Below are 25,167 nucleotides of genomic sequence, written 5' to 3'. Positions count from 1 at the left end.
TACATATATTTCTCGTTCAACGTCAATAATATTATAATTCAAATATTCTTTTTTTTCAAGCCTTTAATTAGGATTTGAAAACATTTATAATACGTATATAAAAATATTTATAAATAACCTAAATTTAAAAGTAATCTAATCTTATATCACTCTTAATTTAAGAGTGAAAATAATATTTTGAGTTTCGATCCTTGAAGAGATCATTGTATTCATTTATACTTTTATCTCTAGATTTTCTTTCATCTATTTCAACTGTTTCAACAAAGTCCCCTTGCTCTGATAATCTAAAAAGCACCTCGCCATCAGGTGAAGTTACTTGACTTTTTCCCGTGAAAGAATACTCTATTTTACCATTACGCTGCGTTCCCCAAATATTAGACGTAGCAATATAAATCTTGTTTTCCAAAGATCTAATTTTATTAGCTTCTTGACAATATGGCAAAACCAAATTTGCTGGATGCAAAATTAAATCTGCTCCTAATAAACTCAATGTTCTAAAAGACTCTGGAAAGTACCAATCAAAACAGATCGCAAGTCCTACATTGATACCGTTAACATTTTGCACCCAAAAGCCTGTGTCCCCAGGGGTGAAAAACAATTTCTCCCTGAAAAACAAGTGAGTCTTTCTGTATATTTTAAATGTCCCATCACTATTGATCAATATTGATGAATTATAATACTTATCTTCATGTTTCTCGTTAAAACCATATACTACACTTATACCCGTATCTTTTGAAAATTCCTTGAAGGTTTTAAATGCATATCCAATTTCCTCTAAAGGCGATTCATAAGTCTCTTCTATTTCTTTTTTGGAGGAAAATGCATAACCGGAAAAAGCCAATTCTGGAAGTACTATAAAATTACTTTCAACCCCTCCGATGATATTCATGACCTTGTCTACATTTTTCTTGATCTCAAATAGTTCCGGCTTGTATTGAACTACACTAACTTTAAACATTTTTCAACCTCCTATAAAATATTTAATGCTGCCAGTAGAAACTTTGAAACTTACTTTAGCGCCCCGTCGTCTGGACGCTCACTTTATTTCTATTTCATTTTTTTCAGTGATAATAAAATCAACTTTTAAATCATTACTGTGAGTAGGAAAAGAACTAATTAATTGAAAGTTGAATACCACCCCTATCAAATAAGACTTTGGACTTTGAATGAAGTATCTATCGTAATATCCTCCACCGTATCCAATTCTATATCCATTAAAATCATAGGCAATTGCAGGAATTATGTAAAGATCAATTTTTGAGGAAAATTCATCATCGATGGGCTCTGGAATATTAAATTTACTTTTAATCAAGCGATCGAATCTTTTTACTCTTCCCATCTTCATTTGTTTACCTAAGACCTTGGGTAAATATACCTTTTTTTGAGTTTTTAACAATTCCTCTATCAAAGGTAAAACGTCTACTTCTTTACTAATGGGATAATAGAGAGCAATAGAATCAAATTCCATTTTTTTGATTTGATTTCTCAATTTTTCTACTATTCTTTGAGAATATTTTTCGTATTTTTCCTGTTCTAGATCCAACCTTTTTTTTAAAATAATATCTCTAATTTCTTTTTTCGTCATCATATATAACCCCTCTATAATATTAATATCATAATTAAACATCCTCTTCGTTGCACATTATATAACAAAAAAGAAAATTTTTGCCAATCACTCAAAATTATTGTATAATGTTAATTGTCCTTTATAAAAAACAATTACAATAAAAGAGGGATTGAAAAATTCTTTATAAGTTTAGATATTCCAAAATTCTTTACCTGCTACCTCTAGTCTTTGTTTTATTTTTGTATATATTAGGCAACTTTCTATACAGCCTTTATCCAAAAGGTATTATAGCTTTTATATTTTTTGGGATAATAGTTACACTTTTATTTTATTCTATAAGAAAATTTATGCGATATCCTATTATTTATGATGAAAAAAACAAAACTTTTTTCGTTTTTACCTCTGTATTTTCAGAAAGATACGAGCATTTCAGTAAATCCTCCATTAAAGAAACGGTTATAACTTCCAGAAAAATAATAATAATTTTAATGGATAAAACAATTATTTTACCCAAGTATATAGAAGGCAAAGACAAACTTATTTCTTTCTTAAAAGGAGATTAAATTGAAGGGTAGAGAAACGGTCGCATATATAAATATTGATAAATACTTCGAAAATTTAAATTATATACAAAACCAAACAAAAACAAATATTATACCGGTTTTAAAAGCAAACGCTTATGGACATGGTATGCTTCCTTTAGCAAAGCAATTATTTAATGAAGGTTACAGTATGTTGGCTGTTGCTTATTTGGAAGAAGCTTTACAAATCTTAAAGGAGGGGATAACTCTCCCAATTTTAATCTTTAATTACTTTTCGCCAACAGATTTTAAAGAGTTATTAGAATTTGCTCATTTTTTAAGGCCAACAATTACTTCGTATACATTTTTAGAAAAAGTATGTGATATACTAGGGAAAGATATTGATAAATTTAAGTTTCATATCAACGTGGATACTGGAATCAACAGAATTGGTACAAAAGAAGAAAGATTACCCCAATTAATAAAATTGATAAAAGATAAAAACGTTCAAATAGAAGGTGTTTATTCCCATTTTGCCAATGCAGATGAAAAAGACGATTTTACCAGAGTTCAATTTGAAAAATATAAGAGTTTATTGGATTATATAATTAGTTCAGGCATAGATGTTGAAAAAAAACATATATCTAATAGTGCGGCTGCTCTTTTTTTCCCCGAATACTCCTTAGATTATGTGAGACCAGGAATCGCCACTTATGGTTTACAACCATCCACAACTCATAAAATTGATCAATTAAAGCCTATTTTAGAACTAAAAAGCATTGTCGCGAGCATTCATACCCTCCAACCCCACGATACTATTGGTTATGGGCGAACTTACGAAGTACAAAAAAAGATGAAAACAGCCGTTGTTCCTATAGGGTATGCGGACGGTTATTTCAGGGTTCTATCCAACAAAGGGGAAGTTTTAATTAACGGGAAGAGATGTAAAATATTAGGTAGAGTATCTATGGATCAAATAGTAGTGGACGTTACTGATAATAACGTATCAATCGGTGATGAAGTTGTAATCATTGGGAAGCAAAAGTACGATGAAATAAGCGCAGAAGAAGTAGCTGAAAGTGCTTTTACTATAAATTATGAAGTAACCTCAAGAATATCTCAAAGAGTTCGACGTATTTACATCAGGGGAGGAAAATATTTTGAATGAAGAATATTCTTTAAGAGATATAATAAAAGATAATCTTTTTCAATCAAAGACAAATGAGGAAAGTATTACGTTAATATCTGATTTAAAACCAACTGAAGAAGCACAAGTAGAAGGTAAAGTCGTAAGCAAAAAGCTACAAAAAACAAAAAATGACAAAACGTTTTTATTGTTCACAATAGCCGATAAAAGTCAATCCATTAGAGCTATTGATTGGTATAACGCAGAAACCAACAATAACAAGATTCAAATTGGAGACGTTATAAAAGTAAAAGGCAAAATAGTTTATTTTGAAAATAGGCTTCAAATTAATATTAGTAACGAAACCAACTCGGTGCAAAAGATTAACATAATGAATATCAATCCTGAAAAGTACCTCCAATTTTCCAATAATGATCTATCAAAGTTAAAAGCAAAACTCGAACATTACATAGAAACCGTTAAAGATGAAGGTATCAAGTCTTTGCTAAAACAGATCTTTTTGGTTAATTCAAAATTAACAGAATCCTTTCTTTTTTCACCTGCAGCAATAGAAGTACATCATGCCTATCCCGGTGGCTTATTGGAGCATACCGTAATGGTTACTGAACTATCTTTAAGATTATACGATCTTTACAATGAAGATAGTGAAATATGCATCAATAAAGATATTATAATCGCCGGATCACTTTTACACGATATAGGAAAAATAGAAGAATACGTTATAACACCCAGTGGAATAGAAAAAACGGAACAGGGAGAATTAATTGGACACATACATCTGGGAACAAAAATAGTGTACGAGGAGTCAAAAAAAATAACTCCAAAAATAAAAGAAACGGATCTTAACCATTTAATACACATCATACTCTCCCATCACGGAGAAATAGAATATGGAAGTCCGGTCGTTCCAAAAACTATCGAATCATTTATTATTGGGTTAAGTGATAACATGGATTCAAAAATCGCTCAAGTTAAAGACAATATTAGAAACACTTTACAAATAAACAAAAATCAAAGTTGGAGTGAATACGATAAGAGACTGGCCCGCAAGATAAAAATAGAACAATACTAGCAGGAGGTAATTTAATTAATGCCCAAAAAAAACACTAAATCCAACAACAATAACAAGGAAAATAAATACGTAGTGATCGTCGAATCCCCATCAAAGGCGAAAACAATAGAAAGATATTTAGGAAAGGAATATAAAGTAATAGCTTCAAAAGGTCACGTTCGTGATTTACCTAAAAAAGAGTTTGGAGTAGACATTGAACACGACTTTGAGCCAATCTTTCAGGTAATTCCTGGTAAAGAAAAGGTTATAAAAGAAATTAAGAAAGAAACAAAAGGTAAAAGAGTATTACTAGCGTCGGATATGGACAGAGAGGGAGAAGCTATAGCATGGCATCTTTCCCAGCTTTTAGATCTTGATCCAAAAGAGAAAAATCGAATCATATTCTCAGAAATAACAAAAAATGCAATAAAAAATTCAATAAGTAACCCCCAAAGTTTAGACTTAAAAAAAGTGGATGCCCAAATAGCCAGAAGAATCTTGGACCGATTGGTAGGATATAAAATTTCACCTTTGGTTTGGAAAGTATTAAAGGATTACAAAACAAGTGCGGGAAGGGTTCAATCTGCAGCATTGAAATTGATAGTAGATAAAGAAAGAAAAATTTTTACCTTCAAACCAAAAAAATACTACAATATCTATCTCGAGTACAAAGGTCAAAATATACCTTTAACAAAAGAAGACGGTAAACAAATAAAACCCGAAAGAATAACAAAAACAAAAAAAGATCAAATCTTTGAATATTTGAAAGACAAGGATTTTAAACTGGTGAATGTAGAAGAAAAGGAAACAACAAGAAAACCTCCACTACCATTTATTACTAGTACTTTACAACAAACAGCGGTTTCAACCTTTAACTGGAGTTCATCTAAAGTAATGAAAATTGCGCAAGATTTATACGAAGGTATGGAAACCCGTGAGGGAAGTATTGCGTTTATTACTTACATGAGGACTGACTCTACAAGAGTTTCAAACGAGGCCCAACAAGCAGCTATTAGCTATTTGGAAAAAAATTACGGTAAAGATTATGTAGGACATTATCTGTCTAAAAACAAAAAAACGAACGTTCAAGATGCCCATGAAGCAATAAGGCCTACTGATATCTACATGGATGTTAACAATGCAAAAAGGTTAATTTCCTCAGACCATTTAAAATTGTATGCGCTTATTTGGAATAGATTCATGGCGTCTCAGTCATCTCCGTCAAGATACTTAGAAAAAACATATACCATTGAAGACAACACCAACAAATACGCATTTGAAATAACGTCCAAAAAATGCATCTTTGATGGATTTGAAAAATTCTGGAATTCTAACAATAAAGAAGTGGATTTTGAAATAGGCAAAAATGATAAGATCACATACGACCAATTAAAATTTGAAGAGAAAGAAACCAATCCTCCAAATAGGTATACAGAGGCAACGTTGATAAAAGAATTAGAATCCAAAGGAATTGGAAGGCCATCGACATACGCAACAATAATCTCTACACTTTTGCAACGGAAATACGTTTCTAAAATAGCGAAAAGTACGCTGAGACCAACTACTACTGGATTTGTAGTAACCGACTTTTTGGAAGCATATTTTCCAGAAATAGTTGATGTAAAATTCACTGCGAACATGGAAGAAGACCTTGATAAGATAGAAGACGGAAAAAACAAAAGTAAAGTGGTTCTAGAGCAGTTTTACAAAGAGTTTGAAAAGTTCCTTACCACAGCATCTAACAACATCAAAAATAAACAAGAAATTTTACATTACGAAAGCGATGTACCTTGTGAAAAATGTGAAAAAAACATGAAATTAAATTTTGGGCGATACGGTCTATATTTATCCTGTGAAAAATGCAAGGAAACTCAGAAAATCCCAGCTGAATCATTTGGAGTAACAATTAAGGACAAATTATTCATAAAAGAATACCTACAAGAAACTTTAAAAATAGACAAAGAAGAGAATAAAATAGATGAAAAGTGCCCCGTCTGTGGTGGAGACCTCATATTGAAACACGGGAAATTCGGAGAATTTATAGCATGTAGTAACTACCCTGATTGTAAATACACTCGCAATGTAAAAGCACGAGGAAAGTGCCTCAACTGTGGAGGTGACATCGTAAAATTAAAAAGCAAAAAAGGAAAAACTTATTTCAAATGTGATTCTTGCGGAACCATGTATTGGAACGAACCTTCAGAGTACAGTTGCCCAAACTGTAGTGAAACATTATTCTACAAAACCTCAAAAGGAAAGGAAAAGTTATACTGTGAAAAAGACAAAACATACTTTGAAATTGAAGAAATCAAACAATTAACAAAGTCAACGTAAAAAGTAAAAAAAGGAGAAAGAAATGGACATCCCAATCATTACAGGCGGGAAATCTATAGAGAGAGAAATTGCCTTAAGAAGTGCAAAAAATGTTTTTAATTCTATAAACAATTTAGGCCATAAACCACTAATAATAGATTTAATAGATGATGAATTTATAAATAAAATTCAAAATTATAAATTTGCTTTCAACGTGGTGCATGGAGATTACGGAGAAGATGGAAGGCTATCTTCCTTACTAGACATCTTAGGAATAGACTATACATGCTCAAGCCCTGAAACATGTGTAGCCACATACGATAAATTTATATTCTATAACCTATTTAAAAATTATGTACAAATGCCTCAGACAATTCTAACCAATAAATTGATATCACCGCCTTTTCAGTTCCCCTTTATCATCAAACCTAGAAAAAGCGGATCAAGTAAAGGTGTATACATCATCCACAACAAAAATGAATTCAAATTCTATTTAGAGAAAGATTTGAAAGAATTTCAAGAAGTTCTGGTTCAAGAATATATAAAAGGCCAGGAAATAACGATATCTTATATTCAAAAAAATGATGAGTTCATCTTACTACCAATCCTTGAAATTATTCCAAAAAAAGAATTCTATGATTATGAAGCAAAATATACAAACGGGTTAACTGAACTCAGGCCACAGCTTAATTCATCTGAAAAAATCATACAAAAAATAAATGAAATAGGGAATCAGTTTATGAAAATACTCTCTTTTAAAGACATGTTTAGAATCGATGCCATCTTAAAAGGCGATGAAATTTACGTTTTGGAAATAAATACTGTACCTGGTTTAACAGAATTAAGTGATCTTCCAACATCTGCAATAGCTGCAGGAATTAGCTTTGATGATTTAATAAATATAATAATCAAAAATCATGTTGCGCGGGTTGCAGGGTGAAAGAGTAAAAAGCTTCTTTCCTTATGGCTCGTTGTATTATGCAAAGTAGGTCTTTAAATGATTTTGACCTCGAATTTGGGGATCTTAAAGGGCTTTCCCCTTAACGCTTTGGTGAAGGGACGTTGTCTATAAAGTTTTAAAGTTTCTTAAGATACAAAAAAATGTGACTGCAAGGAGGAAAAATAATTCATGGATTTTCACGGGACAACAATATTAGGAGTAAAAAGAAATGGAAAAACTGTGATATGTGGAGATGGACAAGTAACAATGGGAGAAACAGTTTTTAAAGGCAACGCCAAAAAAGTGAGAAGATTGGGTGAAGGAAAAGTAATATCAGGTTTTGCTGGATCCGTAGCCGATGCCCTTGCCTTGTATGAACGATTTGAAGGAAAGTATAAGTCTGCACATGGTAATCTTATGAAAGCAGCTGTGGAACTGACTAAAGAATGGCGTATGGACAAAGCACTTAGAAGACTTGAGGCATTATTACTGGTCGCCGACAAAGAAAATATATTTTTAATTTCAGGTAATGGCGAAGTTATGGAACCACAAGAAGATGCAATTGCAATTGGGTCGGGTGGACCTTATGCCTACGCTGCAGCAATGGCCTTGCTAAGAAACACGGACTTAGATGCTGAAGAAATTGCTAAAAAAGCCATAGAAATTGCCGGTGAAATATGTATTTATACGAATGACAACATCACCATGGAGATCATAGAATGAGTGAGCAGATTTTAGCTATTCCCACAAAAAAAATTTTAGAAAAAATATCTTCGAACAATGAGAATTTTTTTAATATAAAATTCTGCGATTTTGTGGAAATATTGGAAAGTGGTAATTTCTACGAAAGAGATGCAATCGAAAACGATTATAATTACAAACAAATCATACCTTATGTAGTGTTCAAAAACTACGAAGACAAAATTTTAGTTTTGAAAAGAACACAAAATCAAGGTGAAAAAAGACTTCATAACAAGTTATCAATAGGGATAGGGGGCCACATAAACAAGGGGGATAAGGGTATTACTATGGAACAAACCTTTTTCAACGGAATGGATCGTGAAATAAACGAAGAATTATGGATTAATAATTCATACAAATATATTTATAAGGGAATAATCAACGATAACCATGAAGATGTATCCAAAGTTCATATAGGTGTCCTTTTTATCGGATTCATCGACTCTGCTAAGATAAAAGAAGAAAATAACTTTGAAAGCACATGGATGAAAAAAGAAGAAATCGTAAATTTAAAGGATGTGAATTTCGAAGGTTGGACAAAAATTGCTTTAACTAACTTGTAAAAATTCTCATTAGACCAATTGTATTGAAAGTGTAAATAAAGGAGGCATAAATTTATTTTATGAACAATATTTACGGAGAAGATTCGGGTAAAGGTTTTATCAAAGAAGTACCTTTATCCACATTTGCAAAAGCAGTAGAAAGTGGTATTTATAAAGCACCATTAAGAGAAAATAACAGAGTTTGGTTAAGCGACTTATGGCTCATCACCTCTTTACCCGAAGATTTGATTAAAGAAGCTATTTCCAAATATATCGAAGAAATTGACCTACCCGACGATGTTGAAGAGATATACGACGATGAAAAAAACAAAGTTCTTTGGAAAAAATAAATTAGTACCAACTGTGGGGTGAGCTGCGAGGCAAAGGGGCGCTAAAACAAGTTTTAGAGTTTTTAAAGACAGTAACTCTAATTAAAATTGGAGGAAAAAAGTGAAAGTTGATTTTCATACTCATTCTACAGGATCCGACGGGACTGATACTCCTTATGAATTATTGAATCTAGCCTTAGAAAATGATATAGAATATCTATCTATCTGCGATCATGATACCCTTGATGGAATCAAAGCCCTTGAAAATTTTACAAATTTAAAAAAATTAAAGTTTGTTCCTGGAATAGAGATAAGCGCAGAATTCCCAACCACTCTTCACCTTTTAGGATATGGCTTTGATATCAAAAACGAGAGGCTAAATAAGGTTTTAGAAGATCTTCAAGAGTACAGAAAAAAAAGAAACGTTTTAATGATCGAAAACATGCAAAAATTTGGGTTTCAAATTACCCTTGAAGAATTAAAACAAGAAGCAGGTGGAGAATTGATTGGTAGGCCTCATTTTGCTTCTTTAATGGTGAAGAAAAATTATGTAATTAACAAACAAGAGGCTTTCGATAAGTATTTAAATAAAGGTGCACCTCTTTACTTAGATAAAAAAAGGTTGGAGCCAAAAGATGCAATATTGTTAATTAAGGAAGCTGGAGGTGTAGTTGTTTTAGCGCATCCTTATCAAACAAAAGTTGATGAACAAAATCTAGACAATCTGATCAGAGAGTTAGTAGATTATGGGTTAGATGGCATAGAAGCTTACTACTCATTGCACACCAAAGAAATGATCAAAAGGTATAAAGCACTTGCCAAAAAGTATGATTTGTTTATAACCGCGGGTTCGGATTATCATGGAACAAACAAAACAGGGATAGAAATGGGGATTAACATCAACAAAGAAGGATTAGAACCATTTTTAAATATTTTAAGGATGCTTTAAGATTCTTTGCATATAATAGTTTTAGAAGACAATAACCCCCAATAAAATCCCCAACTTATCCCGCTTTATGCGGGTTTTTTTATAATGAAATTTATTGAATGGAGGTATTTATGAAGAAAAAAAATCTTTTAATTCCGTTGTATGGTGTTTTCATGGGTATTTCTGATTCTATCCCCGGGGTTTCAGGGGCTACAATAGCTTTGATACTCGGCATTTATCAGAATTTCATATCCGCTTGGTCTTTTGTTTTTTCCAATCTATTCAAATTCGAAACTTTATCAAAAAGTCGGGAACTTAGATTTCTAATCATGTTGTACATAGGCGTTTTTCTTGGAATATTCACAACCTTAGGATTTATAAACTTTTTAATAAACAACTATCAAACAAGTGTCTTTTCTTTCTTTTCAGGTTTAATTATCGGTAGTATCTTTTTTTTAGGTTCGGATCTTTTTAAAAATGTTGATTTCAAAAATACGCAAAAATCTAAATACGTTTCCTTTTTCATTTCAGCCGCTATTGGTTTTTTAGTTGCCTTCTATATTTCAGGGGCAAAGTTTTTATTAGAGCAACACGGTTTTTTAATAATTTTTTCTTCAGGATTTTTGGCTATTTCTGCCATGATCCTTCCGGGAATTTCCGGTGCCTACGTTCTATTACTTTTGAATCAGTATTCATACATAGTAAAAGCAGTTAATGATTTTGATTTCTCTGTGCTGATAATCTTTGTTTTAGGTATTGTGCTGGGATTGGGTTCTATGAGCAAACTACTGAAATGGGTATTAGATAAGTTCTACCTCGCTACAATGTTTTTTTTGATAGGACTGATGGTTGGAGGATTGAGGGCTCCCATTTCAAAAATAGATAACTTTGTTAGCTTTTTAATATTTGGTTTAATTGGAGCTTTTGTAATTGTAATTATCGAGAAGTCTGGCAGAATTAATAAATAATTTTACTTTTTCCTTTTGCGCCTTTTCGGGATTCCAAAAGTTTCGTCAATTTCTACCTTTTTCCCTAATTCTCTGTGAACAAGGGAAAGAGATTCCAACTTTATTTGAAACTTTAACTTTTTATCAGACAAATAGCTTGTAACTTGTCCAACGTTTTCCTTATTAATATCTTCTACAGCTAAAGTTATATGTGGAAACCAATTATCTGGGGAATAATATTCGTTTAACTTTGACTCATTTACGTTGACCAAATTCCAAAGGTATTCGTGAAAGTTTAAGATTTCCTTTGTCGGTTTTACAGGGATGTACAAGGTTAATTTTTTGCCGGTAAATAAGGCTACACCTTCCGTTTTTATGGTTAAGGAATCCAATTCTTTGGTTGCCTTTTTGAGTAACTTGTTTAAATCGTTAACTTTATACTCTTCAGCAACACTCCAAGTTATATGGGGAAAGGGAACATTATTTTTTACCCAATTAACATTAAAATTCTTTTCCAATTCATTCCAAAGTTTTGTTATTTTATTGTAAAAAGGCTGAGGTAGAATGCTTAAAAGAGACTCCACTTTTTCATCACCCTTTTTATTAGGAGGTTTAAACATGAATGATAATAAAAAACGAATCGTTAGGTTTCTTATTTATTATTTTTTCATTTCTGTTGGAGTACTTTTATTTTTCTTTTTTTGGTTTACAAAACTCTTTTGGTTTTCTCTAGTTACCTGGCTTTTTGCCACTTTTGGTGTTATTTCAATTTCATTCTTCACATTTATGAACCTACGAATCACCGAACTTGAAAATGAATCGAAAGATGTAAATAATAAAAATAATGAAAACGATTAATGTGTTTATCAAACTAAGTTCAATTCATCTTTTATTCGAGCCATACCATCAATGGCTATTTTGAAGAAATCGTCTAATTCGATATTCAGTCTAGTTATTTCTTTTATTTTTTCTCTATCAGCTCCTCTTGCAAAAGCATTATCTTTGAACTTCTTTTTCAACGATTTAACTGATAATTCAGTTATATCTTTATTTGGCCTTACTAAGACAGCGGCAAAGATAAGCCCGGAAAGTTGATCTGCAGCATATAGAGCAACCTCAATATCTTGTCCCAACTCTTTTTTTTCATTATGTGCCAATATAGCGTCTTTTACATCTTGATCAACTTTGTCTCCAAGCATTTCAACAGTTTTTAACGCATGTTTATCTGGATCATCTTTCGTTTCTTCGTAATCCAAATCGTGTAGTAAACCGGTGATTTCCCATTTTTGTTCATCTTTGTTTAGATGTTTTGCTAACTCCTTCATAATGGCTCCCACGGCAAGGGAATGAGTGTACAAATTATCCGTTTTTAAGTTTTGTTTTAGTAACTCAAGAGCTTCTTCTCTAGTCAAAAAAATCACTCCTTATTCAAATTTATTGAAAGCAAATTTAAAGTAAAAATAAAAGACTAATACAGTAAACAAAATAACTCCAAAGATGATCCATAAACCGATTACCACGGGTGGTGTTGTGGTAAAAATTAATATCAAACAAGAAACTAAACCAAAAGATAACCAAAACATGATCTTCAAATTATGCCATATTTTATTTAATTTTTCTTTCATTTTGGAATTTTGAAAAAGTAGATCATCCAAAGTTTCTCTGTTTTCTTTATTTTGTTCTTCTAATAGTTTTATTCTCTGCTCTAAGTCTTCAACATTATTCGTAGCCATTATTCTTAATTACCTCCTTTGGAAAAAAAAGGTGTTTTTTAAATCTTTTTAAGTATTATAACACAATCTTATTGAGTTCAAAGGTGTTTCGTACAATAAATAAGCTTTGCTCAAACTTATTAACCGATCAATTAGTTGATTGGTGCATTTCTCAAATATACAAATTACTTGTCCCGTATTTTTAATAATTAAATAACTAGAAAAAATATGGCATAATTTAACTACAAAAAGATAAAGAACTTTTATAGTTCTAGTTTGCTGTATTATGCAAAGTAGGTCTTTAAATGATTTTGACTTTGAAATTGATTATAGGGTTCTTAAGGGGTTTACCCCTTAACGTCCGGGCGAAGGGGCGATAAATCTAGTTTTAGAGTTTCTAAAGTCATTATAAATACTACATTTAAGAGGTAGAAAGATTTATCTCTTCACTTAAAGAAAGCCTATCTAATAAGAATTGATCTTTTATTTCAAAATTATGTAATTTTTTCATCTTATTTTAAAACTTTCATGTTATAATTTACTTTAGATCGTGCATTTAAAACATTTGAGAATTTCGAAAGATAGCAATAATTTTAATTAAGGGGGTAGATAACGTTGGTAGAAAGACAAATGACCAGGCAGTTTTTGGAGGATGCATTTTGTGGTGAATCCAAAGCTCATATGAAGTATTTGATTTTTTCTGTTGAGGCGGAAGAAAAAGGGTTTAAAAACCTTGCAAGAATGTGGAAAGCTATTGCTCACGCAGAGTTTGTTCATGCGAGAAACCACTACAGAGCCTTGGGTTATCTTGGATCAACAGAAGATAACCTTCAACAATGTATAGATGGTGAAACATTTGAAGTTGAAGAAATGTATCCTGTATACAACAACGCAGCTAACTTTCAAGAAGAAAACGAGGCAATAAGGACAACTCATTTTGCCTTGGAAGCGGAAAAAATACACGCTGAGTGGTATAAAAACGCAAAGAAGGTTGCAGATCAGGGTAAAGATGTTGAAGTCGATAAAATCTTCATATGTGATGTCTGTGGATATACTGTAGAAGGAGAAGCACCAGAAAAATGTCCTGTTTGCAGAGCCCCGAGAAGCAAATTTGTAGAATTCTAAATTGATTTTTTAGAAAGGAGATGATTCTTTGTGTTAGGTGATGTTATTAAGATTAATGATTTCAAAAATGAAAAACATGTCCCTACAATCGATTGTCCAGACAAAGTCCAACCTAACGAAGAGTTTGAAGTAGATGTACAAATTGGCAAAGAGATTAAACATCCAAACACTGTAGAGCACCATATTGAATGGATAGATCTCTTTTTACAACACAATGATGATCCAAATACTGTACATGTAGGCAGATATATCTTCGGTCCTGTAGTGGGGGAACCTCACGTAAAAGCAAAAATTAAGTTAACTAAATCAGGAACATTGATTGCCCTCTCTCATTGCAATATTCATGGCCTTTGGGAAAACACTAAAAAGGTTTCTGTAGGTTGATTTTTGAAAATACTAAATAGGAGCTGATAAAAAATGAAAAAATACAGGTGTATGATTTGCGGATATATATACGATCCAGAAGCAGGTGATCCTGATAACGACATAAAATCAGGAACCTCATTCGAAGATTTGCCCAATGATTGGACTTGCCCAGTTTGTGGCGCTGCTAAAGAGGATTTTGAACTACTCGAAGAATAAAAATGCGGGATGTTAATCCCGCTTTTTTAATAATTCTCCTCCAGCTTTTCTTATTTCTAAATTTTCACCATCTTTTGAGTCAACTATAACCGTATCTCCTTCTTTAATAGTATCTTCAATGATCATAGTTGCCAAAGGAGACTCTATTTTTCTTTCTATAACTCTTCTCAAAGGTCTAGCTCCATAAACTGGATCGAATCCTTCTTTGGCTATAACGTCCTTCGCTGCTTCCGTTATTTGAATACTTATATGCTTTTCTTTCAACCTTTCTTCTAATCTTGAAATCATTATATCGACTATTCTCTTTATTTGAGAAATACTCAAAGGTTTGAATACTATGATATCGTCCAACCTGTTAATAAACTCGGGTTTAAATACCATTTTTACCTGGCCCATTATATCATTCTTCATATTTTTATAAGATTCTTCTTCTGTATCTCCTACAAAACCAACATTTTTCTTGGTTTTATTTAAGAACTCTGAACCTAAGTTAGAGGTTAGTATTATGATGGTATTACTGAAATTGACGGTTCTACCTTGAGAATCGGTTAACCTACCATCGTCTAAGATCTGTAACAATATGTTGAATACATCGGGATGAGCTTTTTCAACTTCATCGAATAATACAACAGAATAGGGTCGTCTTCTGATCATCTCTGTTAGTTGTCCACCTTGTTCGTAACCAACATAACCTGGTGCTGCACCTACTAACCTAGAAACATTGAATTTTTCCATATATTCGCTCATGTCTATTCTCACGAGTGCGTCTTCTGTTCCAAAGAGTATTTCAGCTAATGTTCGGGCTAATTCGGTTTTTCCAACACCGGTTGGGCCAAGAAACAAGAAAGAACCAACTGGCTTCTTAGGATCTTTCAAACCTGCTCTAGCCTTTTTAATATGATCTGCAACAGTTTTAACCGCTTCATCTTGGTCAACGAGTCTTTTGTGTATTTCGTTTTCAAGGTTGGCAAGTCTTTTCTTTTCATCTTCAACCATTCGTGTAACAGGGATTCCAGTCCATTCTTGTACCAAAGAGGCTATTATATCTTCATCTACTACATCGCTTATTTCACTTTGTACGTGCTTTGCAGCTTTTTGTGCTTTTTCTAATTCCTTTTGAAGGTCAAAATACTCCGCCTTTTTTTGGGAGGCCTCTTCATATTTTTCCTCTAAAGTTAGCTTATTGATCTCTTCCTCTAGTTTTGACATTTTCTTTTCCAGTTCTCTAACTTTTTCAGGTTTTGCCGAGTTTCTCAACTTTACTCTTGCGCAAGCTTCATCTATTAGATCGATAGCTTTATCTGGCAAGAATCTGTCGTTAATATATCTATGGGAAAGTTTTACTGCTGCAATTAAAGCTTCATCCAAAATTTCAACCTTATGATGTTTTTCATAAGTTTCTTTTATGCCTCTAAGTATTTCAATAGCCTGCTCAGGGGTAGGTTCTTGCACATACACTGGTTGAAACCTTCTCGCCAAGGCTTTGTCTTTTTCAATGTACTTTTTATATTCTTCATAAGTTGTTGCTCCAATAACCTTTATTTCTCCTCTAGCTAAAGCAGGTTTTAAAATATTTGCGGCGTCCATCGCATTTCCTTCAGCCACTCCAGCACCTATTATATTGTGCAGTTCATCGATAAATAAAATAATTTCATCGCTTTTTTCCTTTACTGTATCGATGACTGATTTAAGTCTCTCTTCAAACTCACCTCTAAATTTTGAACCTGCCAGCAAAGCAGCCATGTCTAATTGTAAAATTTTCTTATTTTTTAGATAGGAAGAAGGATTTTCTTCCACTATCAACTGCGCCAAACCTTCTACTACAGCGGTTTTCCCAACTCCAGCGTCTCCTACTAAAACTGGATTATTCTTGGACTTTCGAGATAATATTTCAATCATTCTGTTTATCTCTTTTTCCCTTCCTATGACGGGTGTAAGCTTTCCTTTTTTAGCCTCTTTAGTTAAATCAACAGTAAACTTTTTCAAAGGATCTCCCACACCTGATTCTATTTCTTCGTCTCCGTTTTCTAACATTTCTTGTAGACGTTTTCTAATTAAAGCCTCTGAAGTATAAGCGGACAATAATTTTGATGCGTAAGATGTACCCTCCATCAAAACTCCTAATAATAGAGCTAATAAAGGAATTTTTTTAAATCCCATACTAACGGCTTCGGATTTAGCTATTTGTAAAGCGTTTGCCAAACTAGTTGATAAATATATGCCTTGTTGTCCACCATAAGACATGGAGTAATAGACTCCCATTTCTTCAGATAAAGCTTCTTCGAGTTTTATTTTTACTGAATTAATATTTGCACCTTCAAAAATTTTTTTCACATTTTCATCGTCAACATTTAAAATTGCCAATAGTAAATGCTCGGGTTTAAGAATATTCCCACCTGAATAAGCTAGAACATTCTGGGCTTCTTGAAATGCTTTCAAAGATTTTTCGGTGAAATCATTAGGATTGAATCTCATAATGCCACCTCCATCCATAGATCCCTTCTAGGGAATTTGTTCTTTACGTAATAAAGTATTTTATCACTCGTTACTTTTATTTGCTAATTCTATTTTCATTATATCCTTTTCAATGTAAAATGTCAAGAAAAAATTTTAAATTTATGTTTTAATTCAATTTCTTTTATAAAATTGCCTAATACATAGATCACTTATCATTAGGCAATTATTCCATTATTGAATTCACAATATATTTTTATCCCATTTTTTAGCATTTTAGTGTTATAATTAAATTGAAAAAGATAAAACATCGGAGCGTGGACGGAATGATGAACAATATTTTAAATATTATATATAACGATGACCCTCAAAATATTTTAAAATCAACTTTTAAAGAAGTCTCTTCCCAATTAAAAGAAACAACTGGGAAAGACAACATTATGTTTATCTATCAATCAAGCAGAGAGGTTTTTAAAGCTTTAGCTTCAACAATTGATAAGTTAGAGAAGGTAAAAATATATATACGCGGAAACGAAGAGTTGAAAAGTAAGATTTTTTCAAATGAAGTCGTACCTGTAAATCTGAAAGACGATACTTTACCCGGAAGTTCAAATGGAAACGAAAAAAAAATATTATTTTTGTATCCAATATTTTCCGAAGAATCCCTAATTGGAGCAGTTGGATTATTTGATAATAAAATCGATAAAGATACTTTCGACCAACAATTTTATTATTACGTGGCATTGATTAACTTGATTATAGAAAAACTAAGAATTAAGGATTTGGAAGACAAAGTAATTTTGATGGAAGAACTCACCGACGTTATAGAAGAAGTTACACAAAAAGAGGTAATAATAGAAAATGTTTTAAACCTTTTAAAAGATTCACTTCATGCAGAAAGTATAGTTTTCTGGGAACTTCAAGGGGATAATCTTGAAATCAAATACATGCTGGGAATAGACGAGAAATTAATCATAAATCAAAAGATTTCTTTAGAAAATACTCTTGAAGGTAAAACTATAAAAGAGAGAAGAAGTTTTATGGTTATTGGACGAGAAAATTTTCAAAATTATTTTATCCCTTTTAATTTAGATCTCAAATCTTCTATTTATGCTGTTATAGAACAAAATAATGAAGTTTATGGTGTTTTAAGTGTTTATAACAGAGAAGAAAAAGACTCATTTAGAACTTACAAAAACTTTGACGAAGCAGACTTCCACGTTTTCTCAGATGCCGCCAAAAGATTAGCTTTTTCTATTCACAGAATAAACCTATACAATAAGCTTCAAAATGAAGTCAGTAAGTTGACTGAATTGAAAGAGAATTATGAGCAACTTATTGAAAAACAAAAAGAACACTTAGATATGCTGAATGCATTGGATAAGATATCTCAAGCCGTTAGGTCCGTTTACGATAAAAATTCAGCAATAAAAATAATGCTCTTAGGATTAACTTCTGGAAGAGGTCTTAAATTTAACAGAGCTCTTTATTTAGAAAAAGACAAGGTTAGGGGTTTTCTTGTTCCGAAAATATGGGTTGGTCCCGATACAGAAGAAGATGCTAACGAAATCTGGAAAGAAGCTAACATTAGGGCTTTAAAATATGGAAATGTTGTTCAATACCTGAAAGAGGAAGCCATAAAAATACCCACTAATAATAAACTAATTCTTAGTTTACAAAACAAAGTTTTAGCCTATAAAGGGCACCCTATATTAGAAAGAGTTGTTGAAAAAAAACAGGTGTTACATATCGTTCCTCAAATGTTGGAAATTAAATGGGAAGATTTGGAGGATATTTATGATATAGTAAAAATAAATGAGTTTCTCATTTTTCCAGTTGCTGGAATGGTTGAAACTAAGGGTGTAGTAATAGTTGATAACAAAATAAACAAAAAGCCTATCACCAATATAGAAACTGAAATTGTAAAACTATTTAAAGATAATATGGGATTAGCTTTAGAAATGATAGAAAATTATCAAGAATTAAAAGAAAAAACTCTGCGGTTAGAAGAACAGAAAGATTTGATGGATTACTATAGGAGATTTAAAAACAATATATTACAAAATTTAGCTGTTGCGATTGTTGTGGTTGATAGAAGTGGAAAAATAAACGAATGGAACAGACAAGCAGAAAATTTTTTCTCCCGGCCAAGAGAAACCATGATAGGGTCACCTATTCAAGATATAAAAGATATTATTGGGGAAGAAATAATCGAAAAAATTAAAGTCATATATGAAACCAGAAATAATATAAAATTAAAAAATTATGAAGTAAAACTTTCCAATACGAAGAAAATTTTTGATATTCAGTTATCCCCTTTGAGAAATGAAGATTTAGGTGTGATCGAAGGTGTTATAATTGTTTTTGATGATGTGACTGAACTTTACAACCTTCAAAAAGAAATGGAAAAGCGAGAAAGACTTGCTGCAATGGGAGAAGTGACTGCCAGAATAGCTCATGAAGTGAGAAATCCTATTACGGTTATCGGTGGATTTTTAAACAGAATAGCCAAAATGAACAAAATGGATGATATTCAAAAGTACACTCAAATTATTAAAGAAGAACTTTCCAGGCTCGAACATATAGTAAATGAAATCTTAGAATACTCTAGGGGAGGTAAAATTAATCAGATTGAAGAAGTCAATTTCATCGAAATTCTACGTGGAATAATGTTGATGTATGAAGATTTCATTCAACAAAAACGCGTTATGGTGAACACAGATTGGTTAAAAAAAGAGGTTTTAATAAAAGTCGATAAAGATAAAATAAAACAAGTATTAATGAATTTAATAAAAAACGCTTTAGAAAATGTTAATAACAATGGAAAAATTGATATAAAAGTAGGGTATACTGATGAAAATAAAGTTTTTTTTGAAATAACCAATGATGGGCCACCCATCCCTCTCGAGATTAAGGAAAAATTATTCACTCCTTTCCTTACAACAAAAAGTAACGGTACAGGATTAGGTTTAGCTATTTGTAAAAAAATAATAGAAGAAGAACACAAAGGTAAAATTTATTTGGTAAAATCTGACAACACTGGCACTTCTTTCAAATTTGAAATTCCAACAAGTAACGACTAAATATTATATAATTTAGTCTTTATGGTTTGCTGGATTATGCAAAGTAGGTCTTTAAATGATTCTGACGTTGAACTTGGGGATCTTAAGGATTTACCCCTTAACGTTTGGGCGAAGGGACGCTAAAACAGATTTTAGAGTTTCTTGAGATAGAGATAGCATAGATAAAACTTTTTAGGAGGGGTTAATTTGTCTAAAGTACTAATAGTAGATGATGAAGAGAACATAAGAACTTTAACAAAAGAAGAATTGGAAGAAGCTGGTTATGAAGTTACTGCAGTAAGCAATGCAAAAGATGCACTAGAAACTTTGGAAAGCGATAAAGATATAGATATCATATGTACCGATATTGAAATGCCAGATGTAAATGGTTTAGAACTTGCAAGTGAAATCAGAAAAAGGTACCCAAACAAAAAAATAATATTTCTCACAGCTTATTCACATTATAAAAGTGAGATGGCATCTTGGGCAGCAGATGCTTACGTAGTAAAATCAATGGATTTAACAGAAATAAAAGATACTATCGAAAATCTTCTAAAAATTCAATAATATTTTATCGGAGGTGCACATTTTGGATTACAAAGATACAATCAATCTACCCAAAACATCATTCAAGATGAAAGCAAATCTGAAAGAAAAAGAGCCTCAGATTCTTCAAAAATGGGATAATTTAAATATTGCTTACTATCTCAGGAACAAAAGAATGGGGGGAAAAAAGTTCGTTTTACATGATGGTCCCCCGTATGCCAATGGAGACATTCATATGGGAACCGCTCTTAATAAGGTTTTAAAAGATATAGTCTTAAAATACAAAACATTGAGAGGTTTTGATGCACCCTATATTCCTGGATGGGATACACATGGTCTTCCAATAGAACATAATGTAGCTACTAAACTTGGAGACAAGGCAAGTAAGTTGAGTAAGTTAGAAATAAGAAAATTATGCGAAGATTATGCCATGAAGTTCGTAGATATTCAACGGGAAAGCTTTAAACGGTTAGGAATAATAGGTTTTTGGGAAAAACCCTATTTAACTCTGAATCCCGAATATGAAGCCAAGGTCTTAGAAATCCTTCGTTCTATAGTCGATGCAGGTAACATCTATAAAGGCACAAAACCTATATATTGGTGTACAGAATGTCAAACAGCTCTAGCAGAAGCGGAAGTTGAATACCACGATCATACCTCGGATTCAATTTATGTAAAGTTTCCTCTTGTTGGTAAAGATAATACATACATGATCATATGGACAACAACACCATGGACTTTACCCGCAAACGTAGCAATTGCTGTTCACCCTAATTTTGATTACGCAAAAGTTGAAGTTGGTAACGAATATTGGATAATGGCTAAAGAATTGGTTGATAAAACCATGGAAGAAGCCAGAATAGATGATTATAAAATAATCGATACATTTAAAGGATCCACGTTAGATGGGAAAAAAGCTAGACATCCTTTTATAGAGAGAGACAGCCTTCTAGTACTTGCAGTTTACGTTACTTTGGAAGAAGGAACTGGATGTGTTCACACTGCACCAGGACACGGTATGGAGGATTATATGACGGGTACAAAGTACAATCTTCAGGTAATCTCTCCAGTAGATAGTCAGGGATATTTTACCGAAGAAGCTGGAAAATATAAAGGATTGAAAATTTGGGAAGCAAACAAAGAAATTATAAAAGATCTAAAAGATAACGGATTTCTTGTTCATTCAGCAAAGATAACTCACTCCTATCCACATTGTTGGCGTTGTAAAAATCCGGTTATCTTTAGAGCCACTCCTCAATGGTTTATAGACCTTGAAAAGAACAACTACCGCGAAAAGGTATTGGAAGAGATAAAAAAAGTAAATTGGATACCAAAGTGGGGAGAAAACAGAATATCCTCAATGGTGAGAGAGAGACCTGACTGGGTAATTTCGAGACAGCGTGCATGGGGGATCCCCATACCAGCTATTAAATGTGAGGATTGTGGAGATTCAATTTTAGACACTCAAATTTTAGACCATGTTATAGAAATTATAAAAAAAGAAGGGAGTAATGCGTGGTTCGAGAAAGAAACCAAAGAACTTTTACCGAATGATTATAAATGCCCTAAATGTGGTGGTTCCACCTTCAAAAAGGAAGAGGATATTTTAGACGTTTGGATCGATTCCGGATCCTCATTTGAAGCGGTTGCAAATTCACGTGAAGAATTAAAAAAATTCCCTGTAGACTTGTATCTCGAAGGAAGTGATCAACATCGAGGGTGGTTTCAAAGTTCTATATTCTTATCTGTTGCAAAATATGGGATAGCACCTTATGAATCCGTTTTGACTCATGGTTTTATAAAAGACGAAGAAGGAAAGAAAATGTCTAAATCCTTGGGAAATGTAGTCAACCCAAAAGACATTATAAACAAATATGGAGCGGACATTTTAAGATTATGGGTTGCATCGGCCGATTACAGAATGGATATAAAAATATCTTACAATATTTTGGAACAACAGGTTGAAACTTACCGTAAACTTAGAAATACTATAAGATTTTTGCTAGGCAATATAAACGATTTTAACCCAGACGAAGATTATGTGGATTATGAAGAGATGCTAGAAATAGACCAATGGGCGATGATGAAGTTACATAGTTTGATAAAAAATGTCACCAAAGCCTATGATAACTATGAATTTTACAAGGTACATTATCTTATAAACAACTTTTGCACTATAGAAATGAGTTCTACTTACTTGGATATAATAAAAGATAGAATATACGTTGAAGGGAAAAAATCTAAACTCAGAAGATCGGCTCAAACTGTATTGTATGAAACCGTGATAGCTTTAAATAAGATGATCTCACCTATATTACCTTTCACAGCGGAAGAAGTTTACGATCATCTCAATTATACAAATAAACATGAAACCATTTTCGCTGAACTATGGCCCAAATACAAAGAAGATTTTCTCAATGAAGAATTAGAAGAAAAGTGGGATAAAATTTTTGGTTTGAGAGAAGATGTTTTAAAAGCTCTTGAAGAGAAAAGAAAAGAAAAATTGTTGGGGAATTCTCTGGATGCTAAGATTATTGTTCAGCCAACCAATGAAAACTTAAAGCAAATCCTATGTCAATACGATAATAACGCGATAGCTGATCTATTTATTGTGTCTCAATTTGAATTTGGTAATGTCAATAATGGATTTGAAGGAAGATATGCAAAAATTAAAGTCACCAAAGCAGAAGGGATGAAATGTGAAAGATGTTGGAAAGTAGATCCTAATACAGACAAAGACCCTGATTTTCCTGGTGTTTGTCCAAGATGCGCAAAAGTACTAAAAGAAGAAAACAACCATTAAATTCTCGTATGGGTAGTAGGGAGAAGGTTTATTAAAGTAGGTTTTGAGAGTTTCTTAAAACTGTAAATTGTGAAGCTATACGAGGAGGTACGCCATGAAACTTTTTTTTGGAAAAAAGGAAGAAAAAGTTATAAAACTTTTTTCTAAACATCTTGAAAAGGTTGAAGAAGGAGTAAACTCACTTACAGAATTAATAGAATTATATGTAACGAACGATATGGAAAAATCTGTAGAATTATCAAAACAAATATCAAATATAGAAAGCGAAGCTGACACATTAAGAAGAAAAACCGAAAGTGAAATGTACCAAGGAGCTTTTTTGCCTAATTTTAGGGGAGAGCTTTTAGAATTAATAGAAGCCGTTGATAAGGTCATGAATAAAACACAAACTGTTTCAGAAATCTTAGTTTTTCAAAAACCAAAAATACCCGAGGATTTTAGAGAAGATTTTTTAAAACAAAGTGGATTGGTAAAAAAAACTTATAAGTCTTTGAAAAAGTCTATAGAAAACGTATTCGAGAATATAGAAAAAAGTAGTGAATATATTCAAAAAGTTGAATTACACGAACATGAAGAAGATGTCTTAGAGAAAGATTTAATAAGAAGATTGTTTGAAATAGATAATCTTGAATTATCCGAAAAATTGCAGTTAAAAGATCTTTTTTTACAAATTGGAGATATTGCTGATAGAGCTGAAGATGCTTCGGATAAATTAGAAATTATAGTCTTAAAAAGAAATATTAAATAAAAATATCGCTGGTCGAAAAAACCAGCGATATTTTTTATAAAAAGTTCATCATAGCAAAAGTTATTCCCGTAGAAATTACTATCGAGATAATAATATCTAAGAAGTTCAATCCTCCTCCAGCACCTTCAGCTACTTGTCTTACATCACTGACCTCTTGAGATAATTGGTCGACATTAGTTTGAACACTTTGCAAATTTTGTGTTAATTCAGTAATAGACTGAGTATTACTATTTAATCGAACACTTAATTCGTCGGTAGTGTTCTTTAACGAAGTAAACTCAGTTTTATCAACTTTAGAATCTATCTTCGAATTCAAGTTAGCCGTTAAAGCGTTCAATTTCTCCATATCTTGGTTGACTTTAGAAATAGCATTTTGTAAACTAGCATCTGAGTTTTTTAAGGACATTATTTCTTGATTGAAATTAGAAAACGTTTGTGAGAGATTTTGATAATTACTATCCAGACTTTTAACGGTGTTTTCCAAACTGGTAACTCTGTTATTTAAGTTTGTAATATCTGTTTTGCTTACCGCAGACACTGATATAGCGCTGACCTTTTTTTCTAATTCATCTATCTTTGTGGTGGCATAACCAAGTAACTCGTAAGAATTCTGGAGTTCTTTCACAGAATTATCTAGCCTCGAAACGGTACCCTTGAGATTAGAAAGATCACTTGTAGCAGCATCTAATCTTGTTTGAAGTTGTTGTAATTCTGATGATGAAACACCTTGTGGTACAGATAAACTCCTTACGGTTCTTTCCAGATTTGCTAAACTTTGAGCCAAAGGAGCGACCATGCTTTTTTCCATGTAGTCAATCGTTCTGGACAAGGCGACCGTCAATTGATATCTGTTCATGTTTTCTAATCCTTTGAAAGTACCATCCGGGTATCCTTCAATTATGCCAATACGAGAAAGCCTCTCAACTGCGTCATATGCCCAGTGATTAATAGGAACATCTTTAAAGGACTGCGAAAATACTCCCAAAGCCAAAACTAAAAATAGAAACAAAATACCTATCTTTTTCACTACACACACCTCCTGAATTTTAGTAATTTAAATTTTTTTGCTTTTATCGATTTTATTTTACCACAAAAAGTGGTAAAATAAT

General features: G+C 32.3%; 25 protein-coding genes. 18 read left to right on the top strand and 7 right to left on the bottom strand.

Annotated elements, in window-relative coordinates; translation table 11 throughout:
• Positions 1 to 157: 157 nt before the first annotated feature.
• On the bottom strand, positions 158 to 958 hold the full coding sequence (locus AA80_RS07990) for a nitrilase-related carbon-nitrogen hydrolase (protein WP_103877267.1): 801 nt from the start codon (positions 956 to 958) through the stop codon (positions 158 to 160).
• 78 nt (positions 959 to 1,036) lie between these two features.
• Complete coding sequence (locus AA80_RS07985; RefSeq protein ID WP_158248413.1) at positions 1,037 to 1,588, bottom strand: 5-formyltetrahydrofolate cyclo-ligase; 552 nt, start codon at positions 1,586 to 1,588, stop codon at positions 1,037 to 1,039.
• A gap of 326 nt (positions 1,589 to 1,914) precedes the next feature.
• On the opposite strand from AA80_RS07985, the gene AA80_RS07980 reads away from it, so the two are divergent.
• From AA80_RS07980 to AA80_RS07935, 10 genes are all read left to right on the top strand, one after another.
• The gene (locus tag AA80_RS07980) at positions 1,915 to 2,130 is read left to right on the top strand and encodes a hypothetical protein (protein WP_103877265.1); all 216 of its coding nucleotides are present in this window, start codon (positions 1,915 to 1,917) and stop codon (positions 2,128 to 2,130) included.
• 1 nt (position 2,131) lies between these two features.
• Positions 2,132 to 3,256, top strand: coding sequence for an alanine racemase (gene alr / locus AA80_RS07975; protein ID WP_158248412.1), 1,125 nt, complete (start codon positions 2,132 to 2,134; stop codon positions 3,254 to 3,256).
• Positions 3,249 to 4,307, top strand: a complete 1,059-nt coding sequence (locus AA80_RS07970) for a 3'-5' exoribonuclease YhaM family protein (protein ID WP_103877263.1) — start codon at positions 3,249 to 3,251, stop codon at positions 4,305 to 4,307. Before alr ends, AA80_RS07970 begins: the two co-directional genes overlap by 8 nt.
• A gap of 18 nt (positions 4,308 to 4,325) precedes the next feature.
• Positions 4,326 to 6,620, top strand: coding sequence for a type I DNA topoisomerase (gene topA / locus AA80_RS07965; RefSeq protein ID WP_103877262.1), 2,295 nt, complete (start codon positions 4,326 to 4,328; stop codon positions 6,618 to 6,620).
• Positions 6,621 to 6,642: 22 nt separating this feature from the next.
• Positions 6,643 to 7,539, top strand: coding sequence for an ATP-grasp domain-containing protein (locus AA80_RS07960; RefSeq protein WP_103877261.1), 897 nt, complete (start codon positions 6,643 to 6,645; stop codon positions 7,537 to 7,539).
• 189 nt (positions 7,540 to 7,728) lie between these two features.
• The gene (gene hslV / locus AA80_RS07955; protein WP_103877260.1) at positions 7,729 to 8,262 is read left to right on the top strand and encodes an ATP-dependent protease subunit HslV; all 534 of its coding nucleotides are present in this window, start codon (positions 7,729 to 7,731) and stop codon (positions 8,260 to 8,262) included.
• The gene (locus tag AA80_RS07950; protein WP_103877259.1) at positions 8,259 to 8,843 is read left to right on the top strand and encodes an NUDIX hydrolase; all 585 of its coding nucleotides are present in this window, start codon (positions 8,259 to 8,261) and stop codon (positions 8,841 to 8,843) included. The genes hslV and AA80_RS07950 overlap by 4 nt, the downstream gene beginning before the upstream one ends.
• A gap of 59 nt (positions 8,844 to 8,902) precedes the next feature.
• Positions 8,903 to 9,172 (top strand): hypothetical protein, encoded by a 270-nt coding sequence (locus AA80_RS07945; protein WP_103877258.1) that lies wholly within the window; start codon positions 8,903 to 8,905, stop codon positions 9,170 to 9,172.
• Between the two features lie 100 nt (positions 9,173 to 9,272).
• Positions 9,273 to 10,100, top strand: coding sequence for a PHP domain-containing protein (locus tag AA80_RS07940; protein WP_103877257.1), 828 nt, complete (start codon positions 9,273 to 9,275; stop codon positions 10,098 to 10,100).
• Between the two features lie 110 nt (positions 10,101 to 10,210).
• Positions 10,211 to 11,047, top strand: a complete 837-nt coding sequence (locus AA80_RS07935) for a DUF368 domain-containing protein (RefSeq protein WP_158248411.1) — start codon at positions 10,211 to 10,213, stop codon at positions 11,045 to 11,047.
• Between the two features lie 2 nt (positions 11,048 to 11,049).
• Here AA80_RS07935 and AA80_RS07930 read toward each other — a convergent pair whose 3' ends face one another.
• Complete coding sequence (locus AA80_RS07930; protein WP_158248410.1) at positions 11,050 to 11,610, bottom strand: 2'-5' RNA ligase family protein; 561 nt, start codon at positions 11,608 to 11,610, stop codon at positions 11,050 to 11,052.
• 34 nt (positions 11,611 to 11,644) lie between these two features.
• Here AA80_RS07930 and AA80_RS07925 point away from each other — a divergent pair, with 34 nt between their 5' ends.
• A complete protein-coding gene (locus AA80_RS07925; protein ID WP_103877254.1) occupies positions 11,645 to 11,884 on the top strand; it encodes a hypothetical protein in 240 nt (79 codons plus the stop codon).
• A gap of 8 nt (positions 11,885 to 11,892) precedes the next feature.
• On the opposite strand, the gene AA80_RS07920 is transcribed toward AA80_RS07925, so the two are convergent.
• Positions 11,893 to 12,447 (bottom strand): HD domain-containing protein, encoded by a 555-nt coding sequence (locus AA80_RS07920; RefSeq protein ID WP_233186868.1) that lies wholly within the window; start codon positions 12,445 to 12,447, stop codon positions 11,893 to 11,895.
• Between the two features lie 3 nt (positions 12,448 to 12,450).
• Positions 12,451 to 12,759, bottom strand: coding sequence for a bZIP transcription factor (locus AA80_RS07915; RefSeq protein WP_103877252.1), 309 nt, complete (start codon positions 12,757 to 12,759; stop codon positions 12,451 to 12,453).
• Between the two features lie 609 nt (positions 12,760 to 13,368).
• On the opposite strand from AA80_RS07915, the gene AA80_RS10365 reads away from it, so the two are divergent.
• From AA80_RS10365 to rd, 3 genes are read left to right on the top strand one after another with little or no spacing between them, the layout of a single operon-like run.
• Positions 13,369 to 13,863, top strand: coding sequence for a rubrerythrin family protein (locus AA80_RS10365; RefSeq protein WP_103877394.1), 495 nt, complete (start codon positions 13,369 to 13,371; stop codon positions 13,861 to 13,863).
• 30 nt (positions 13,864 to 13,893) lie between these two features.
• A complete protein-coding gene (locus tag AA80_RS07905) occupies positions 13,894 to 14,247 on the top strand; it encodes a class II SORL domain-containing protein (RefSeq protein ID WP_103877251.1) in 354 nt (117 codons plus the stop codon).
• A 33-nt stretch (positions 14,248 to 14,280) separates the two neighbouring features.
• Positions 14,281 to 14,445, top strand: coding sequence for a rubredoxin (gene rd, locus AA80_RS07900; RefSeq protein ID WP_103877250.1), 165 nt, complete (start codon positions 14,281 to 14,283; stop codon positions 14,443 to 14,445).
• Positions 14,446 to 14,457: 12 nt separating this feature from the next.
• Here the strand turns inward: rd and AA80_RS07895 are convergent, their stop codons facing one another.
• The gene (locus AA80_RS07895) at positions 14,458 to 16,920 is read right to left on the bottom strand and encodes an ATP-dependent Clp protease ATP-binding subunit (protein ID WP_233186867.1); all 2,463 of its coding nucleotides are present in this window, start codon (positions 16,918 to 16,920) and stop codon (positions 14,458 to 14,460) included.
• 305 nt (positions 16,921 to 17,225) lie between these two features.
• On the opposite strand from AA80_RS07895, the gene AA80_RS07890 reads away from it, so the two are divergent.
• From AA80_RS07890 to AA80_RS07875, 4 genes are all read left to right on the top strand, one after another.
• Positions 17,226 to 19,982, top strand: a complete 2,757-nt coding sequence (locus AA80_RS07890; protein WP_103877248.1) for a GAF domain-containing sensor histidine kinase — start codon at positions 17,226 to 17,228, stop codon at positions 19,980 to 19,982.
• Between the two features lie 186 nt (positions 19,983 to 20,168).
• Positions 20,169 to 20,528, top strand: a complete 360-nt coding sequence (locus AA80_RS07885) for a response regulator (RefSeq protein WP_103877247.1) — start codon at positions 20,169 to 20,171, stop codon at positions 20,526 to 20,528.
• A 22-nt stretch (positions 20,529 to 20,550) separates the two neighbouring features.
• Positions 20,551 to 23,310 carry an isoleucine--tRNA ligase gene (ileS, locus tag AA80_RS07880; RefSeq protein ID WP_103877246.1) on the top strand — a complete coding sequence of 920 codons (2,760 nt, stop codon included), beginning with the start codon at positions 20,551 to 20,553 and terminating at the stop codon, positions 23,308 to 23,310.
• Positions 23,311 to 23,404: 94 nt separating this feature from the next.
• Positions 23,405 to 24,058, top strand: a complete 654-nt coding sequence (locus tag AA80_RS07875; protein ID WP_103877245.1) for a TIGR00153 family protein — start codon at positions 23,405 to 23,407, stop codon at positions 24,056 to 24,058.
• Between the two features lie 34 nt (positions 24,059 to 24,092).
• Here AA80_RS07875 and AA80_RS07870 read toward each other — a convergent pair whose 3' ends face one another.
• On the bottom strand, positions 24,093 to 25,085 hold the full coding sequence (locus AA80_RS07870) for an S-layer homology domain-containing protein (protein WP_158248409.1): 993 nt from the start codon (positions 25,083 to 25,085) through the stop codon (positions 24,093 to 24,095).
• Positions 25,086 to 25,167: the final 82 nt, after the last annotated feature.

This window comes from Petrotoga sibirica DSM 13575, from assembly GCF_002924625.1.
GTDB lineage: Bacteria > Thermotogota > Thermotogae > Petrotogales > Petrotogaceae > Petrotoga > Petrotoga sibirica.
This window is presented reverse-complemented; position numbering and strand designations above follow the sequence as displayed.

What these genes read in the sequence shown, in the direction of transcription:
- AA80_RS07935 (WP_158248411.1), top strand. Translation starts at nt 10,211, where the DNA reads ATGAAGAAAAAAAATCTTTTAATTCCGTTGTATGGTGTTTTCATGGGT.
- AA80_RS10365 (WP_103877394.1), top strand. Translation starts at nt 13,369, where the DNA reads ATGACCAGGCAGTTTTTGGAGGATGCATTTTGTGGTGAATCCAAAGCT.
- AA80_RS07945 (WP_103877258.1), top strand. Translation starts at nt 8,903, where the DNA reads ATGAACAATATTTACGGAGAAGATTCGGGTAAAGGTTTTATCAAAGAA.
- AA80_RS07915 (WP_103877252.1), bottom strand. Translation starts at nt 12,759, where the DNA reads ATGGCTACGAATAATGTTGAAGACTTAGAGCAGAGAATAAAACTATTA.
- AA80_RS07875 (WP_103877245.1), top strand. Translation starts at nt 23,405, where the DNA reads ATGAAACTTTTTTTTGGAAAAAAGGAAGAAAAAGTTATAAAACTTTTT.
- AA80_RS07925 (WP_103877254.1), top strand. Translation starts at nt 11,645, where the DNA reads ATGAATGATAATAAAAAACGAATCGTTAGGTTTCTTATTTATTATTTT.
- AA80_RS07890 (WP_103877248.1), top strand. Translation starts at nt 17,226, where the DNA reads ATGATGAACAATATTTTAAATATTATATATAACGATGACCCTCAAAAT.
- AA80_RS07985 (WP_158248413.1), bottom strand. Translation starts at nt 1,588, where the DNA reads ATGATGACGAAAAAAGAAATTAGAGATATTATTTTAAAAAAAAGGTTG.
- AA80_RS07980 (WP_103877265.1), top strand. Translation starts at nt 1,915, where the DNA reads ATGCGATATCCTATTATTTATGATGAAAAAAACAAAACTTTTTTCGTT.
- rd (WP_103877250.1), top strand. Translation starts at nt 14,281, where the DNA reads ATGAAAAAATACAGGTGTATGATTTGCGGATATATATACGATCCAGAA.
- AA80_RS07990 (WP_103877267.1), bottom strand. Translation starts at nt 958, where the DNA reads ATGTTTAAAGTTAGTGTAGTTCAATACAAGCCGGAACTATTTGAGATC.
- AA80_RS07950 (WP_103877259.1), top strand. Translation starts at nt 8,259, where the DNA reads ATGAGTGAGCAGATTTTAGCTATTCCCACAAAAAAAATTTTAGAAAAA.
- topA (WP_103877262.1), top strand. Translation starts at nt 4,326, where the DNA reads ATGCCCAAAAAAAACACTAAATCCAACAACAATAACAAGGAAAATAAA.
- hslV (WP_103877260.1), top strand. Translation starts at nt 7,729, where the DNA reads ATGGATTTTCACGGGACAACAATATTAGGAGTAAAAAGAAATGGAAAA.
- AA80_RS07895 (WP_233186867.1), bottom strand. Translation starts at nt 16,920, where the DNA reads ATGAGATTCAATCCTAATGATTTCACCGAAAAATCTTTGAAAGCATTT.
- AA80_RS07960 (WP_103877261.1), top strand. Translation starts at nt 6,643, where the DNA reads ATGGACATCCCAATCATTACAGGCGGGAAATCTATAGAGAGAGAAATT.